The sequence below is a fragment of the Pseudomonas sp. FG35 genome (assembly GCF_057809295.1).
On record NZ_JBMDJR010000003.1, the window covers coordinates 393,864 to 409,544 of the forward strand.

The window sequence follows — 15,681 nt, forward strand, 5'->3', positions numbered from 1 at the left end:
CATGTCCAAGACTCAGTTGTTCGACCTCGACGGCAAGATCGCTTTCGTCTCCGGCGCCAGCCGTGGCATCGGTGAAGCCATCGCCAAACTGCTGGCCCAGCAAGGTGCCCACGTCATCGTTTCGAGCCGCAAACTCGAAGGCTGCCAACATGTGGCCGACGCCATCATCGCCGCCGGCGGCAAGGCCACCGCCATCGCCTGCCACATTGGCGAAATGGAACAGATCAGCCAGGTCTTCGCCGGCATCAAGGAACAGTTCGGGCGCCTGGACATCCTGGTCAACAACGCCGCGACCAACCCACAGTTCTGCAACGTGCTGGACACCGACCTCGGTGCCTTTCAGAAAACCGTCGACGTGAACATCCGTGGCTACTTCTTCATGTCGGTGGAAGCCGGCAAGCTGATGCGCGAAAACGGCGGTGGCAGCATCATCAACGTGGCGTCGATCAACGGCATCTCGCCGGGAATCTTCCAGGGCATCTACTCGGTGACCAAAGCCGCCGTGATCAACATGACCAAAGTCTTCGCCAAGGAATGCGCGCAGTTCGGCATCCGCTGCAACGCCCTGCTGCCGGGCCTCACCGACACCAAATTCGCCTCGGCCCTGGTGAAGAACGACGCCATCCTGAAACAGGCCCTGACGCAGATCCCGCTCAAGCGCGTAGCCGACCCGAGCGAAATGGCCGGCGCCGTGCTGTACCTGGCGAGCGATGCCTCGAGCTACACCACCGGCGTATCGCTGAACGTGGACGGCGGTTTCCTGTCCTGATCCGCTTCTGACGCAAACGAAAAGGCAGCGCAGGGGCTGCCTTTTTCATGCCTCCAGAACCTTCGGCAACTGCCAGCCGAAATGCACCGACAACAACCGCAACAACAAACACGCCGCCCCGGCCAGCAACGCAGCTGCCACCGGCGGAACACCCAGCCTGCGCCCGACAATCAACACCGCCGCCCCGACAAACGCCGAACTGGCATACAAGTCCGCCTGCAACACCACTGGCACCCGCGCCAGCACAATGTCACGCAGCACCCCGCCACCGACCCCGGTAATCGTGCCCATCAGCATGGCCACAAACGGCGAGATGCCGAAATTCAAGGCCTTCTGCGCCCCTGCCACGGCAAACAACGCCAACCCCGCCGCATCCAGCACGATCAGCGTCGAACCGGACCAACCCAGCACCAGCTCATGAAAAACAAACGCCACCCCGCCCATGGAAAACGTCAGCGCCGGATAGCGCCAGTCCGCCACAGCCTTGGGCGGCGCCGCACCGATCAACAGATCACGGGTCACCCCGCCACCGAGCGCAACGATGAAGGCAATCACCATCACCCCGAGCAGATCGAGCTGACTGCGCATCGCCGCAATCGCGCCTTCAACCGCAAACACCGCCGTACCGACCAGATCGGCCACCAGCACAATCCCCTCGACCCGCGCCTTCGCAGGCGCCCGGCTTATTGAGTGACGCAACGGGTCTTGGTGATGTGTCGAGTCACTTGCCCGTCGGCATACGCATCACCGGCGACCTCGGTATTTTCCATGACCTGACAAGTCCGCTCAGGTGGCGGAGGCGGCGCAGCTGGCGGAGGCGGTGGAGGACTGGCGCACCCACTGAGCAGCACCAGACCGACAGCCGACAACAACGAAAAACACACGCGTTTCCCAGGATTGTTCATAGGATGACCCGCGATGAATGGAAGAAAACTCCCGTCGCCGAGCAGGACAACGCCCGGTTATGGAAACCGAACCACTCATTCCTTATAGACCAGTGGGGGGTGAGTGCCAGTGAAATGGTGGGATTGGGGGGAATTGGCTGTCGATTTTGGGCGCAGTTGTTGATTGGATCGTGGGTTTCGAAAAAATCGAGGACAACCTCAAGAGCCAGCCCTCACCCCAGCCCTCTCCCGGAGGGAGAGGGGGCCGACGGCGTTGTTTAAGAGAATTACGCCGACGTGAAATACCGAGTTGAACTCAGGTTTTGAAGAGCACAGAAGTCGCCGTCGCGCACCTCACCCCTCACCACGATGAGCGTTAGCTCGAGTAAAGCTTTTGATCGCAAGGCCCGTCGGCAGGCTGAGTGGAGGGATTGATCCGGGGGTGGGAGCGCAGCGACCGTTTGGCGAAGCCAAACACATCGAGAGGAGGTGCAGCGAAGCAAACCGTAGGCGATGCCCCCGGATCAATCCCGGAGCGAAGGAACCCGAGCCACAGCGAGGGCCGAACGTCAGGGTAAAGACTTTTTGGTTACTTTTGAGGCGTTTGTCAAAAGTGACCCGCTGTAAGAGCGGAACCGCCAGCCGCAACACCCGAAGAAACGGATATTCACCCAAAAAAAACCTGAACCTGGTCGGCCCAAAGGCCGCCAAGTTCAACTGGGCGATCGCAGAGAATTACTCTCAAGCTCATACTGCAATTCATCGATCAAAGCATCCACCGCTTCCGGAGTACGCAAGGCACCAAGACTCAACCCACTAATCACCAGATCCACCCGCCCCGAAACCGGCTCATAAAGCTTCACAGTAAGCGAATGATCCCCATCCACCACACACTCACAAGCCAACGGCGAAAAACTACGCTCAAGCCGAGCCCGCAACTGCGCCAGATAAATCATAGCGCCAGCTCCGACAATCGACGCAACACGCCAGGTTCAATGACAAACAACACATTCATGGTCAAATCCATTAACAACGACGGAGGGGACACGATCACGAACAAAACCCGCATCGCACCTCACCAGACTAAGAACAGCCCGCCCCGCCAGACACCCGAATTTGCACCCCATGAACTAGTGCATTTGCACCTTACCGCTGCCCCCGACCTCCCCCCGAAAACAACCCGCGCTCGCGAGCCCAGACAATCGCCTCGCTTCGACTGTGCACATCCAGCTTCGAATACACCGTCGCCACATGATTGCGCACCGTGTTCGGCGCCAGCTTCAGCCGCGCAGCAATCTCCTTGTCCGCCAGCCCCTCACAGATCAGCGCCAGCACATCACGCTCCCGGGCCGTCAGATCGGTGAACGACACGCTCGGCAGCTGCGGCGAGTTGACCTTCTTCACATTGGCCAGCTTTTCGATCAACGTCCGACTGAACCAGGATGCATCCTTCATTACTTCTTCAATCGCCGCCACCAGCTCAAGCTCGGTGCGCTTGCGCTCGGTGATGTCCATCAGCACCAGCAGATAGCACACCGCGTCCTGGATGTTGACAGTGTCGGCGGACATCGCGCACTCCAGCAGCTCGGCGTCTTTCCTGCGGATCCGCATATCGACGCGGTCAACGCGGCCGTTTTTTTCCAGTGCCGCCAATAACCGGGCGCGTTCCGCCGGTTCATCGATGAAGTCCAGTTGCGCGACGGTCTTGCCGAGCACGTCGTCGCTCTCGTAAGCCAGGGTATCGAGAAAGGCCTGATTGACGTCGATCAGCCGCTGCTCATCGGCGCTGCAAATCAGGATCGGTACCGGCGTCAGGCGAAAGGCCTTGGCGAACCGCTCTTCACTCTGGCGCAGGGCGACTTCGGCCTTATGCCTGAGCTCCATGTCGACGAACGAAAACAGCATGCAATCCTCGTCATTGAGCACCAGCGGCTGCCCCGCGACGATCACCTGTTTACTGCCACCGTCCGGCAATCGCAGCTCGGCCTGCATCTGCGGGATCGTCGCGACATCGCGCAGGCGCTGGATCGCCAGGTCCTTGCGCTCGGCCTGTTCGAGAATGTCCAGCTCATAAGTGGAAGCGCCGATCACCTGATCGCGGGTGTAACCGGTCATTTCCAGAAAACCCGGATTGACCTTGATGTAACGCAGATCGCTGAGGCGGCAGATCACCGCCGGCGCGGGGTTGGCGTTGAAGGTTTTTTCGAAGCGCTGTTCGGCATTGGCCCAGTCGGTGACGTCGCTCATGATCAGCACCAGCGACTCGATGTCGCCGTCGCGATCGGTCAGCACCATGCTGCGCACGCTGTGCACCCAGGTGCGTTCTTCATCGCTGCGCGGGGAAACCTCCACCAGCACATCACTGAACGTTTCACCGGTCGCCACACGGCTGATCGGGTATTGCTCCGGCGTCAGCGTGTGGTTGTTGCGATACCGCAGGTTGAAGCGCTCGACGTATTCCCCGGCGTTGTTGCCCAGCTCGCCGATCCGGCTGACGCCATGCATCGCCAGCGCGGCTTCGTTGGCCCAGAGAATCGTCTGGTCGAGCTCCAGCAGAATCACCCCGTCGGAAAGCCCGGCAATGATCTGCTGCAACTGACGGCGATTGGTTTCGGTGGTCAGGACGTCCCGGCTCATTGGTTCTCCACAAGTTCGCGCATGTGAAGTTTACGACCGCAGGCGGTTGTGATCGTGCCGGGCAACTTTGTCCCTGATTACCGCAATGAGTGATCGACCAGCTCGCGCAGCGTATCGAGAAACAGCTTGAGCACCGGCGAGGCATCGTCCGCCCGATACGTTGCGTACAGCGGCACTTGCGGCAGCGCCGGGGTCAGGCGCCGGAACACCAGCCCGGCGGGAGCCAACTGCTCGATCGATGCGGGTAACAGCGCCACGCCGAACCCGGCGCGAACCAGACTGAGCAAGGTCTGCACCTCGATCACCTGCTGACGGATCTGCGGGGTGAACCCGGCCTGAATGCAGCACTGATAGAGAAAGTTGGCAAATCGCGACTGCTTCAATTCCAGCGCCACGAACGGTTCCTGCGCGAGGTCTGCGGGCGCCAGCACCTCGCGCCGGGCCAGCGGATGATCCTGCGGCATCACCACATGGATCGGCTCATGGATCAGCAATTCATTGCGCAACTGCGGGTCGTCATAGCCGACGCGGAATACGCAGGCGTCGATGCGTTTTTCCTTCAACGCCTTGACCTGCGCCGCCGGGGTCATCTCATGCAGACGCCAGGTCACCTGTGGATAGCGCTCGCGAAACAGGTGCAGCGCCTTGGGCAGCACGCCGACCATCACCGAACTGATCATGCCGATTTCCAGCTCGCCGAGTTGCCCGCGCCCGGTCTGGCGGGTCAGGTCCAGCGCCCGCTCGAGTTGCTCGAACACCAGCGGCGCCTGCTCTTTGAGCATCTGCCCCGCCGCTGTCAGCTCGACCCGGTGATGGCTGCGCTCGAACAGCGGCGTGCCGAGTTCTTCCTCCAGCAAACGGATCTGCTGGCTCAGCGGCGGCTGGCAGATGTGCAGCCGTTCGGCGGCGCGGCCAAAGTGCAGCTCATCGGCCAGGGCCATGAAGTACCGCAGCAAACGCAGGTCCATGGCGGCTTACCCCAGGTTCAGTGGCGTGGAACGCTGACGCACCCCGGTCAGGCTGAATAGCGCATTGGCAATCGCCGGGACCACCGAAGGACTGCCCAGTTCTCCCACACCGCCCGGTTTATCCGGCTGGCCATTGAGCACGAGGATGTCCACGGGCGGCATGTCCGACATGCGCGTGACGCGATAGTCGTGAAAATTGCTCTGCACCACCCGGCCCTGCTGGATGTCGAGACGGTCGAACAGCGCATGCCCGAGGCCCCACATCAGTCCGCCGTAAATCTGCTCTTCGACACCGCCCGGCGACACCGCCAGACCGCAATCGACCACGCAGGTCAGCTTCTCGACCCGCGCCTTGCCATCCACCTTCGCGACCCGCGCCACCACGGCGATGAAACTGGTGTAACCCTGATTGGTCGCAATCCCCAGCGCCGTGTCCGGCGGCAGCTTCTGCCCCCAACCGGCGCGTTCGGCGGCCTGCTTCAACACAGCGACATGCCGTGGCCGCTCCTGCATGCTGGCCAGTCTGAACGCCAGCGGATCTTTGCCGGCCGCATGGGCCAGTTCATCCATAAAGCTCTCCACAGCGAAAACGTTGGGAATGAAACTGACCGAGCGATACCAACCGCTGGGCACGTTGCTTTCGTGCTTGACCCAGTTCAGCTCCAGGTGCGGCGGACGGTAGGCGAAGTCCCACGCGGTGATTGCTTCGGTGGTGCTGTAATCCATGTGATCCGGACGCTCGAAATAGCCCGGCTCCCACTGTTCCGGCGAGGCCGGTGACACTGCATGCAGTTGCAACGCCGTGAGTTTGCCCTGGGCATCCAGTGCACCTTTCACCCGATGCAGCGTGGCCGGGTGATTGAACAGCGCGTGCATTTCGTCTTCGCGGCTGTTGAGCAGTTTCACCGGCACGCCGGTTTTCTGCGCCAGATACGCCACTTCGAACAGCCAGTACTTGGCTTCCCGCGCACCGAAGCTGCCGCCGGACACCAGCTCATGGATGGTGACCTTGTCCTTGGCGATGCCGCACACGGTCTGCGCCGCTTCCAGCGCCGACGACGGCACCTGCACGCCGCCCCAGTAGGTGATCGCCTTGTCCTTGACCTGCGCGGTGATGCAGATCGGCTCCAGCGGGTTCTGCACCTTGTAGGGCATCGTGTAATCGGCTTCGAGCAGCTTCGCCGCACCCGGCCATTGTCCGGCGACATCGCCCTGGGCCATGGCTTTGACGGTTTGCGTTGCCGGGTCGCTGATCGCTGCGATCTGCGCTTTGCTCAGCTCGACGCTGTCGAAACCGGCCAGCGGCGAGTCGCTCCATTTGATCTCCAGCAACTGACGTCCCTGCTGCGCAGCCCAGAACGTTTCGGCCAGCACCGCGACGCCTTCGAGGTTGCCACCGAGCACGTCCGGCCGGCCCGGAACCGCGATCACCTTGCGCACGCCCGGCACCTGCAATGCGGCCGCCGAATCCACGGCGACAACCTTCGCGCCCACCACCGGTGCGCGCTGAATCACTGCCACAAGCATCCCCGGCAACTGCACGTCGATGCTGTACTTGAAGCGCCCACAGACCTTGGCCGCCGCATCGCGTTTGTGGCGCAACTTGCCGATGTATTTGAACTGCGCCGGATCCTTCAGCGTGACGTTGGCCGGTGCCGACAGATGCGCCGCCGCGCCGGCCACTTCGCCGTAGCCGAGGCTGCGCTTGCTCGACGCATGCACGACCCGGCCTTCTTCGGTGGAGCAACTGTCGGGGCTGACTTTCCACTGCTGCGCCGCCGCGCTGATGAGCAGCGCCCGAGCCGTGGCGCCGGCCATGCGCAGACGATCGTATTCCAGCGACACACTGGTGCTGCCGCCGGTGGAGAAAACTTTCCAGACCGGATGAATGTAGGTTTCGAAGAACGGATCGTCCGGGGTGATGACCTGCACGGTCATCGGGTTGACGTCCAGTTCCTCGGCCACACATGCGGCCAGCGCGGTCTGGGTGCCGGTGCCGGAATCGTGCTTGTGCACCACCAGTTTCACCGTGCCGTCGGGCAGCACACGCACCCAGGCGTTGGGTTCGAATTCCGTGGCGGTGGTTTTCGCTTCAGTCGCAGCCGCACCGGAAGGCAGGTACAGCGCAATCGCCAGACCGGACGCCACTGTCACCGCCTGTTTGAGAAACACCCGGCGCGAGGGTTCTTGAAGGGTGCCGTCGATGAGGCTCATCACGCCTCCTTCGGCGCATTCGCCGCCCGTTTGATCGCTTTGTTGATGCGCCCGTAGGTGCCGCAGCGGCAGATATTCCCGGACATCGCGTTGCGGATCGAGTCGTCGTTGACCGGTGCGCCGGTGTTGAGCAGCGCGGCTGCCGACATGATCTGCCCGGATTGACAGTAGCCGCATTGCGGCACATCTTCGGCGACCCAGGCCAGTTGCAGCGGATGGTTTTCGTTGGGCGACAGCCCCTCGATGGTGGTGATGCTGTGGCCCGCGACGGCGGCCAGCGGCAACTGGCAGGAACGTACCGCGACGCCGTTCAGGTGCACGGTGCAGGCACCGCACAGGCCCATGCCGCAACCGAACTTGGTGCCGGTGAGTTTCAACTGATCACGCAACACCCATAACAAGGGCATGGAAGGGGACGCCTCATCCAGCTCGCGTCGTTCGCCGTTTACCGTGAATGCAATCATTGTCAGGCTCCAAAAGAGCGGCCCGTCTTTGTGCGGGCCTGGTGACCGATTATTGGAACCCCCGGCAACGCGCGGCCAGCGACGATTTCTGCCAACCGGTGTAAGCAGGACTAACAACATGTACAAGCGATACCCGTCGGTGCAGTCCATGAGCGCGTTCATCCACGCGGCGCGCAGCGGCAGTTTTTCCAGCGCCGCACGCAAGCTCGACCTGACCCACAGCGCGATCAGCCAGCAGATCCGCGCCCTGGAAGACTTCATCGGCCAGCCGCTGTTCGTGCGCGAAGGCGGCGGCAGCAACCTGACCGACGCCGGGCAGCTGTTTGCCAGCGTGCTGTCGGATGGCCTGGCGCAGATTGACCGGGCACTGTCCTCGGTGAAAAACCGCAGCGTAGCTCAGCGGCTGACCCTGGATGTGGACAGCGAACTGGCGCAGAGCTGGCTCAATCCGCGCCTGCCGCAATTGCTCGACGGATTGCCGGATTACGAAGTGACAATCCTGTCGATGCCGCGCAGTGATCGCAGCACGTTCGAACGGGTGGACCTGTCGCTGCGCTATGGCTATGGCGATTGGGATGATTGCGAGATGACCCAGATTTGCGGGGATCGGGTGTTGGCGGTGGCGTCTCCGGCGTTGCTTGAGCGGCAGGGTTTGCAGGTGCCACTGAGCCCGGCGCAGATTCTTGAACTGCCACTGTTGGGGTATACGCGCAGGTCGTGGATTCCGTGGCTGGATGCGGCGGGGATGACGCCGACCGAACCGCCGGCGCGGGTGATTTTTGATAATGCGGCGAATCTGATTGCGGCAGCTGAAGCGGGTGTTGGTGCGGGGCTGGTGCGTGGATTACTGGCTGCCGATGCGTTGCGCAGCGGGCGGCTGGTGGCGTTGAACGAGGCGCAGATTGCGGCGCATTACAACCTGTATGCGGTGTGGCCGCATGGGCAGGCTGAGCGGGTGGCACCTGTTGTTGAAGTGATCCAGCAGTTGGCCATGCAAACATTTCACTGACACCATCGCTGGCAAGCCCATATCGAACAAGTATCACCACCCCACCCAATTAATATTGTACGAACCCTCCCCCGCCTTCCAATACTCGCCTCAAGCAACCACCCACCCGGGCCGGATGCGAACAGGCGAGGGAATGCGCGAGTGCTGCGCATAGAAACGGCCGATTGCCCGGGACGTGGATGCTGTGAGCCGCAAGGCTCCCTTCCCCGCTATCAGGAGATCGACTTCAATGATCATCGATATCAGCTGCTATCCCACGGATCTCGTGGACCTCGCCTGGAGGCATGACGGTGACCCGTTCACCGGCGAGCGTCTGCTGGAGATGATGGATGGCCCGTACATGGTCAACGGCAAGCCTCGCCGCATCGACAAAGCCTTCATCCAGCCACCGCAGGGCAACACCATTTACACCTGGACCGACGGCGAACTGTCGGGCCGTGAATCCATCGACGCCTACATGGCCTACACCCTGAAAATGGTCCAGACCTATCCGGACCGTTTCATCGGTTGCTTCGTCTACAACCCGCGCTGCGGCGTGGAAAACGGCGTCGAGGCAATCGAGCGTTACGTGAAAGAACACGGTTTCAAGATGGTGCAGATGCAGGCCAACATGCACGCCTACCGGCCTGACCGTGCGCTGGACTGGGTCCGTCCGGCCTTCGAGAAATGCGCCGAGCTGGGCATTCCGGTCAAGTTGCACACCGGCGACGGGCCTTACAGCATCCCGTCGGAATGGGTGCCGATGATCAAGGAATTCCCCAACGTCGATTTCATCATGGCCCACTTCGGCGTGCAGACCGGCGGCGTCTACGTGTTCGAACCGATGCAGTGGGCGATGGAGCTGCCCAACGTCTATTGCGAGTCCGGCTGGTGCCTGCAATCGCGGATCGTCGAGTTCGCCAAAGTCCTGCCGACCCACAAGATCCTGTTCGGCACCGACACCCCGCCGAACGAACCGGGCATGTGGCTGCGCCTGCTCGAAGTGCTCTGCCACGAGCCGCCGCAGGGCCTTAACCTCGACGAGGACACCCTCGAGGACTACCTGGGCAACAACACCGCACGGATGATCGGCCTCGAGCCGTCCCCGCCGCCGCGTTCCGTTTCCGAAGCAGAGGCGCAACTCAAGCGCCCCGTCACCACCCAACTGGCCAGGAGCTGAACCGATGATCATCGACACCCATCTGCACCCCACCAATCTGGTCGACGAGGCCTGGCGCCACACCGGCGAACCGTTCACCGGCGAGCGCATGCTCAAGCTGATGGACGGCCCGTACATGATCAACGGCAAGCCGCGCCGGATCGACATGGGCTTCATCCAGCCGCCACCGGGCAACACCGGTTATCGCGACGGCAACCGCCGTGGCCGCGAGGGCGTGCGCGACTACATGTCGTATGTCGCCGAACTGTGTGTGAAGTACCCGGACCGCTTCATCGGCAACTTCAACTTCAACCCGCGCTGGGGACCGGAAAACGGTGCGGCGGAGCTGGAATTCCACATCAAGGAATACGGCTTCAAGATGCTCAAGCTGCACGCCAACATGCACGGCTATCGCCCGGACCGGGCGCTGGACTGGCTGCGTCCGGCGATGAAAGTCTGCGCCAAGTACAACATCGTGGTGCTGATCCACACCGGCGACGGCCCGTACACCATTCCGACGATGTTCTACCCGATCATCCGCGAGTTCCCGATGGTCAATTTCATCATCGGTCACTTCGGCATCCAGACCGGCGGCAACTACTCGTTCGAGGCGTTCTGGATGGCGATGGACACGCCGAACGTGTACTGCGAATCCGGCTGGTGCTTCCAGTCGCGAATCGTCGAGTTCGCCAAGGAGCTGCCGCGCAACAAGATCGTGTTCGGCACCGACTCGCCGCCGAACGAACCGGGCATGTGGCTGCGCGAGCTGGAGGTGTTGTGCTCGCCGGCGCCGCAGGGCCTGGGGATCGACGAGGATCACCTTGAGGATTACCTGGGCAACAACATCGCCCGGTTGTGCGGGATCGAACCGACCCCGCCGCCCAAGGATCTGGCCGAAGCGGACATTCGTCTGACCACGACCTATCTCTAAACAGGGTCTGACCCGGCTTCAACCCAGCCACACAGCGACTTTACAGGCGCGAAGATGATCCGGCGTTCGCTCGACCGGCAGGCCAACGGCTTGTCGATCGAACGCCAGCCTCACCCCTGCGCGCCTGCTTTTTACGAGGTGAAACCATGACCCGTTCGACGCTCGGCGACTCTCAGGATTTTCACGTATTCATCGACGCCTATCGCCGCCAGTACCCGGACGATGTGCTGACCGTCACCCAACCCCTTTCTGCCGATCAGGACGTCACCGCTCTGGTCGATGCCCTCGCCGCCCAGGGCCGCGATCCGCTGCTGATCTGCGAAAACGTCGGCAACCTCGGCGTGCCGGTGGCGACCAATCTGTTCGCCTCCCGCCGGCGTATCGCCCGGCTGTTCGGCGTCAGCGCCGCGCAGCTGCACGAAACCTTTCAGATCCGCGCCAACCAGCCGATCGCGCCACGCTACGTCGAAACCGGCCCGGTGCTCGACGAAGTCTTCGAAGGCGAAACCCTGGACCTGGCGCTGCTGCCGATGCTCAAGCATTTCGACAGTGATCGCGGTCCCTACATCACCAACGCGATCATCATCGCCGAGGACCCGCAGACCGGCATCGCCAACATGAGCTACCACCGCTCGATGCGTCATGCGCGTCAGGCCCTGGCCACCAGCCTGCACTCGCGCGGGCACCTGTGGCGGATGTTGCAGACCGCCCGCGAACGCGGTGAAGAATTGCGCGTGGCCATGGTGGTCGGCGCGCATCCGCTTTTCATGCTCGCCGCCGCTGCACGTTTGCCCTACGGCAGCGATGAACGCGCAGTGGCCGGCGGGCTGTTCGGTGCGCCGCTGGAACTGGTCAAGACCCCGCGCTACGGCATCGGCGTCCCGGCTTACGCCGAATTCGTGCTGGAGGGCGCGATAGACCCGACGGCCTATGCCGAAGAAGGCCCGTTCGGCGAGTTCAGCGGTTATTCCTCGGATCGCTCTACCAACAACGTGTTGCGCGTCGACACCTTGTTGCGGCGCAAGGACGCGTGGCTGGTGGACGTAATGGGCGGGCGTTACGCCGAGCACCTGACCCTGGCGCGGCTGCCACGCGAAGCGGAGATGAGCGAGAAGCTCAAGGCACGCTTCCCCGCCGTCACCGCCGTGCATTACCCGAACTCCGGCACGCATTTTCATTGCTACGTGGCGCTGGATCAAAGCCGCGACGGCGAGGCGCGGCAGATCATGCTGGCCCTGCTCGGCTGGGATCCGTACCTGAAAACCGTGATCGCGGTGGACAGCGACATCGACCTCACCGACGACAGCCAGGTGTTGTGGGCGCTGGCCACGCATTTCCAGCCGCACCTCGACATTTTCACCATCGACGGTTTGCCCGGCAGCCCCCTGGATCCGTCGTCCTCGGTCAATGGCACCACCTCGCGCATGGGTCTGGATGCCACGCGCGGCTCGGCGTTCGACGGGATCAAGGCGCAGCTCGATCAGGACGTACTCGAACGCGCCAGGCAACTGCTTGAAGGTCTGCCATCGTGAACCGTCAGCAGATGGTGGTCGGCATCAGCGGCGCGTCCGGCTTCATCTACGGCGTGCGCCTGCTGGAGTTGCTGGCGGAGCTGAACATCGAAAGCCACCTGATCATCAGCCGCGCCGCGCTGCTGACCATGGCCCACGAAACCGACTACAAACTGGCGGACGTCACCGCTCTCGCCAGCCACTATCACCGCGCCGATGACGTGGCCGCCGGGATCGCCAGCGGTTCGTTCCGTTGCCTGGGCATGGTGGTTGCGCCGTGTTCAATGAGGACGCTGGCGGAGATCGCCACCGGCACGTCATCGGGGCTGATCGGCCGCGCCGCCGACGTCACCCTCAAGGAGCGCCGCACCCTGGTGCTGATGGCCCGCGAAACGCCGCTGACCCTCGCCCACCTGCGCAACATGACTGCCGTCACCGAGATGGGCGGGATCATCGCCCCGCCGGCGCCGGCCTTCTACGCCCGCCCCGACAGCCTGGCGCAAATGATCGACCACAGCCTCGGCCGCGTCCTCGACCTGTTCGGCCTCGATGCCGGCGTCGCGCTGCGCTGGGGTGAAACCCCGGCCCCGAGCCAAATCCAGCCTCACTCCCCTTCATCGTGCACCGGTCTATCAATACCAAGGAGCCTCACATGAACACCCCCTTCAACGCCCCGACCCCGAACACCAAAATCCCGGTCACCATCCTCACCGGGTTCCTCGGTGCCGGCAAAACCACCCTGCTCAATTACATCCTCAAGGAGAACCACGGCCGCAAGATCGCGGTAATCGAAAACGAGTTCGGTGAAGTCGGCATCGACGGCGATCTGGTGCTCAGCTCCGAGACCGAAGAGATCTACGAAATGGTCAACGGCTGCGTCTGCTGCACCGCCGAAGTCCGCGAAGATCTGGTGCGCATCGTCCGCGAACTGGTGGCGCGTCCGGTACGGCTCGACCACATCCTGATCGAAACCAGCGGCCTCGCCGACCCGTACCCGGTGGCCCAGAGCTTTTTCATCAACGACCCGATCGCCGAGGAAGTCGAACTCGACGCGATTGTGACCATGGTCGATGCCAAGCACATCGCCCAGCACCTGGAAGACCTGCAACTGGACGGCGTCGACAATCAGGCGGTGGATCAGATCGTCTGCGCCGACCGCATCGTCATCAACAAGGTCGATCTGGTCAGCGCTGAAGAGGTGGAAACCCTGCGCGGCAAAATCCGTGGATTGAACGCCACGGCGGATCTGGTGACCTCGACCCACGCACAAATCGACCTGTCGAAAATCCTCGGCATCGGCGCCTTCGAATGCACGCAGAAGCTGATGGAAATCGGCGCTGAACCTGATCACCCCGACCATCACGAGCACCATGACCACGACGAGCCGGATCACGAGCACGATCCGAGCGTTTCGTCCGTGGGCATCGCTGTGGACGGCGCCGTCAACCTGATGGCGTTCCACCGCTGGATCAGCGAGTTGCGCAGTGCTCAGGCCGACAACCTGTACCGCATGAAAGGCGTGCTGGCGGTGGCCAACGAAGACCAGCGCTATGTGTTGCAAGGCGTACACAGCCTGGTGGAGTTCCGCGCCTCGACCGCGTGGGGCAGCGAGCCGCGCTCGAGCAAGATCGTGTTCATCGGCCGCGACCTGGATCGGGCGGCGCTGAACCAGGGCTTCGCCGCCTGCCTGGCCGGCTGAAACCCGGCATCGGAGCCGGTGGATGGCGGTTCCGGGCACACAGAACGAATACCCCTCTGTACCGAATAACAACAGCTAGAGGTGATTCCACATGTCGTCAGCCAGTTCCTCCTCCACCGTCCACCCTGTCGACCGCGTCTTGCCGGTGCGACAGATGCTCACCCTCGGCCTGCAGCACATGGCCGTCTCGTACATCGGTGCCATCGCCGTGCCGTTGATTGTAGCCAGTGCCTTGAAGATGTCCCACGCCGACACGGTGGTGCTGATCAGCACCACGCTGTTCTGCTCCGGCATCGCCACCCTGTTGCAGACCGTCGGTTTCTGGAAGTTCGGCGTACGCCTGCCGATTCTGCAAGGCGTGGCGTTCAGCAGCGTCGGGCCGGTGATCGCCATCGGCAGCAACCCGGAGGTGGGATTCGCCGGGGTCTGCGGGGCGGTGATCGGCGCGGGGATTTTCACCATGCTGATCGCGCCGTTCGTGGGCCGCTTGCGACGGTTTTTCCCGCCGGTGGTAACTGGCTGCATCGTCACGGTGATCGGTCTGCAGCTGTTCCCGATTGCCTATGAGTGGGTCGGCGGCGGGCGCAACGCGAGCAATTTCGGCGCGCCGGCGTTTCTCGCCGTGGCCGTGGTGGTGTTGCTGACCATCCTGCTGGTCAACCGTTATGGCAGCCCGTTGCTGCGCAACATGGCGGTGCTGGTGGGGATGCTGGTGGGCGCCGGTCTGGCTTACGGTCTGGGCATGGGCAACTTTCACAGCGTCGAGGACGCGCCGTGGCTGACCGTGCCCTACCCGTTCTACTTCGGCCTGCCGACTTTCAGCCTGATCCCCATCGCCACCATGGTCGTGGTGATGATCGTGCAGATGGTCGAGTCCATGGGGCTGTTTGTGGCCATTGGAGACATTGTCGACAAACCGGTGGAAGACAAACAGGTCATCAATGGCCTGCGCGCCAACGGCCTGGCCAGCACCATCGCCGGGATGTTCGCCGCGTTTCCGTTCATTGCCTTCATGGAGAACGTCGGGCTGGTGATCCTGACCGGCGTGCGCAGCCGTTGGGTGGTGGCGATCAGCGGACTGTTGATGTGCTCGATTGCGCTGGTGCCGAAGGCCGGGGCGATCATCGCTTCGATGCCAACTGCTGCGCTGGGCGGTGCCGGTATCGCGATGTTCGGCGTGGTCGCGGCAGCGGGCATCCAGACCCTGGCCAAGGTCGATTACGAGCGCAATCGCTACAACGTGCTGATCGTCGGTTTCACCATCGCCGCCGCCCTGGTGCCGGTGCTCGCCCCGCCCCTGTTCAAACAACTGCCCGAGTGGTCACAGCCGTTCCTGCACAGCAGCGTGGTCATCGCCTGCCTGGTGTCGGTGCTGCTCAACGCGGCGCTCAATGGCGTCAGCGTGCCAGAAACCACAGCCGGCAAATCCGCCTCGCACATCCTCTGACGGGAGCTGC

Annotated in this window: 14 protein-coding genes; 8 read left to right on the plus strand and 6 right to left on the minus strand. The window is 62.6% G+C overall.

From position 1 onward, the window contains the following. Window position 1 precedes the first annotated feature (1 nt). The gene (locus ACODTD_RS08350) at window positions 2–769 is read left to right on the plus strand and encodes an SDR family oxidoreductase (protein ID WP_064380507.1); all 768 of its coding nucleotides are present in this window, start codon (window positions 2–4) and stop codon (window positions 767–769) included. 45 nt (window positions 770–814) lie between these two features. On the opposite strand, the gene ACODTD_RS08355 is transcribed toward ACODTD_RS08350, so the two are convergent. The 6 genes from ACODTD_RS08355 to ACODTD_RS08380 form a co-directional block, all read right to left on the minus strand. Then, a complete protein-coding gene (locus ACODTD_RS08355) occupies window positions 815–1,468 on the minus strand; it encodes a trimeric intracellular cation channel family protein (protein ID WP_285358339.1) in 654 nt (217 codons plus the stop codon). A gap of 898 nt (window positions 1,469–2,366) precedes the next feature. Next, entirely contained in the window at window positions 2,367–2,609 is a 243-nt protein-coding gene (locus ACODTD_RS08360; protein ID WP_011334792.1) for a DUF1652 domain-containing protein, read from the minus strand. A 190-nt stretch (window positions 2,610–2,799) separates the two neighbouring features. Continuing rightward, on the minus strand, window positions 2,800–4,290 hold the full coding sequence (locus tag ACODTD_RS08365) for a helix-turn-helix transcriptional regulator (RefSeq protein WP_201820227.1): 1,491 nt from the start codon (window positions 4,288–4,290) through the stop codon (window positions 2,800–2,802). Window positions 4,291–4,367: 77 nt separating this feature from the next. Continuing rightward, on the minus strand, window positions 4,368–5,258 hold the full coding sequence (locus ACODTD_RS08370; RefSeq protein WP_285358342.1) for a LysR family transcriptional regulator: 891 nt from the start codon (window positions 5,256–5,258) through the stop codon (window positions 4,368–4,370). Between the two features lie 6 nt (window positions 5,259–5,264). Continuing rightward, window positions 5,265–7,472, minus strand: coding sequence for a xanthine dehydrogenase family protein molybdopterin-binding subunit (locus tag ACODTD_RS08375; protein WP_489104721.1), 2,208 nt, complete (start codon window positions 7,470–7,472; stop codon window positions 5,265–5,267). After that, entirely contained in the window at window positions 7,472–7,936 is a 465-nt protein-coding gene (locus ACODTD_RS08380; RefSeq protein ID WP_085732042.1) for a (2Fe-2S)-binding protein, read from the minus strand. Before ACODTD_RS08380 ends, ACODTD_RS08375 begins: the two co-directional genes overlap by 1 nt. 118 nt (window positions 7,937–8,054) lie before the next feature. On the opposite strand from ACODTD_RS08380, the gene ACODTD_RS08385 reads away from it, so the two are divergent. From ACODTD_RS08385 to ACODTD_RS08415, 7 genes are all read left to right on the plus strand, one after another. Continuing rightward, complete coding sequence (locus tag ACODTD_RS08385) at window positions 8,055–8,945, plus strand: LysR substrate-binding domain-containing protein (RefSeq protein WP_285358347.1); 891 nt, start codon at window positions 8,055–8,057, stop codon at window positions 8,943–8,945. Between the two features lie 229 nt (window positions 8,946–9,174). Beyond that, entirely contained in the window at window positions 9,175–10,104 is a 930-nt protein-coding gene (locus tag ACODTD_RS08390; protein ID WP_007952852.1) for an amidohydrolase family protein, read from the plus strand. 4 nt (window positions 10,105–10,108) lie between these two features. After that, on the plus strand, window positions 10,109–11,014 hold the full coding sequence (locus ACODTD_RS08395) for an amidohydrolase family protein (protein ID WP_007952854.1): 906 nt from the start codon (window positions 10,109–10,111) through the stop codon (window positions 11,012–11,014). Between the two features lie 146 nt (window positions 11,015–11,160). Continuing rightward, on the plus strand, window positions 11,161–12,546 hold the full coding sequence (locus ACODTD_RS08400; RefSeq protein WP_285358350.1) for a UbiD family decarboxylase: 1,386 nt from the start codon (window positions 11,161–11,163) through the stop codon (window positions 12,544–12,546). Between the two features lie 11 nt (window positions 12,547–12,557). Beyond that, window positions 12,558–13,181: a UbiX family flavin prenyltransferase gene (locus ACODTD_RS08405; protein ID WP_285358464.1), complete on the plus strand. Its 624-nt coding sequence runs from the start codon at window positions 12,558–12,560 to the stop codon at window positions 13,179–13,181. Further along, window positions 13,178–14,224, plus strand: a complete 1,047-nt coding sequence (locus ACODTD_RS08410) for a CobW family GTP-binding protein (protein ID WP_489104722.1) — start codon at window positions 13,178–13,180, stop codon at window positions 14,222–14,224. The genes ACODTD_RS08405 and ACODTD_RS08410 overlap by 4 nt, the downstream gene beginning before the upstream one ends. 91 nt (window positions 14,225–14,315) lie before the next feature. Then, window positions 14,316–15,671, plus strand: coding sequence for a nucleobase:cation symporter-2 family protein (locus ACODTD_RS08415; protein ID WP_489104723.1), 1,356 nt, complete (start codon window positions 14,316–14,318; stop codon window positions 15,669–15,671). The last annotated feature ends 10 nt before the right edge of the window (window positions 15,672–15,681 follow it).

Bases quoted from the DNA above. Each gene is read 5' to 3' on its own strand.
- ACODTD_RS08395 (WP_007952854.1), top strand. From the start codon at position 10,109: ATGATCATCGACACCCATCTGCACCCCACCAATCTGGTCGACGAGGCC.
- ACODTD_RS08365 (WP_201820227.1), bottom strand. From the start codon at position 4,290: ATGAGCCGGGACGTCCTGACCACCGAAACCAATCGCCGTCAGTTGCAG.
- ACODTD_RS08405 (WP_285358464.1), top strand. From the start codon at position 12,558: ATGGTGGTCGGCATCAGCGGCGCGTCCGGCTTCATCTACGGCGTGCGC.
- ACODTD_RS08385 (WP_285358347.1), top strand. From the start codon at position 8,055: ATGTACAAGCGATACCCGTCGGTGCAGTCCATGAGCGCGTTCATCCAC.
- ACODTD_RS08370 (WP_285358342.1), bottom strand. From the start codon at position 5,258: ATGGACCTGCGTTTGCTGCGGTACTTCATGGCCCTGGCCGATGAGCTG.
- ACODTD_RS08415 (WP_489104723.1), top strand. From the start codon at position 14,316: ATGTCGTCAGCCAGTTCCTCCTCCACCGTCCACCCTGTCGACCGCGTC.
- ACODTD_RS08350 (WP_064380507.1), top strand. From the start codon at position 2: ATGTCCAAGACTCAGTTGTTCGACCTCGACGGCAAGATCGCTTTCGTC.
- ACODTD_RS08375 (WP_489104721.1), bottom strand. From the start codon at position 7,472: ATGAGCCTCATCGACGGCACCCTTCAAGAACCCTCGCGCCGGGTGTTT.
- ACODTD_RS08390 (WP_007952852.1), top strand. From the start codon at position 9,175: ATGATCATCGATATCAGCTGCTATCCCACGGATCTCGTGGACCTCGCC.
- ACODTD_RS08400 (WP_285358350.1), top strand. From the start codon at position 11,161: ATGACCCGTTCGACGCTCGGCGACTCTCAGGATTTTCACGTATTCATC.
- ACODTD_RS08410 (WP_489104722.1), top strand. From the start codon at position 13,178: ATGAACACCCCCTTCAACGCCCCGACCCCGAACACCAAAATCCCGGTC.
- ACODTD_RS08380 (WP_085732042.1), bottom strand. From the start codon at position 7,936: ATGATTGCATTCACGGTAAACGGCGAACGACGCGAGCTGGATGAGGCG.
- ACODTD_RS08360 (WP_011334792.1), bottom strand. From the start codon at position 2,609: ATGATTTATCTGGCGCAGTTGCGGGCTCGGCTTGAGCGTAGTTTTTCG.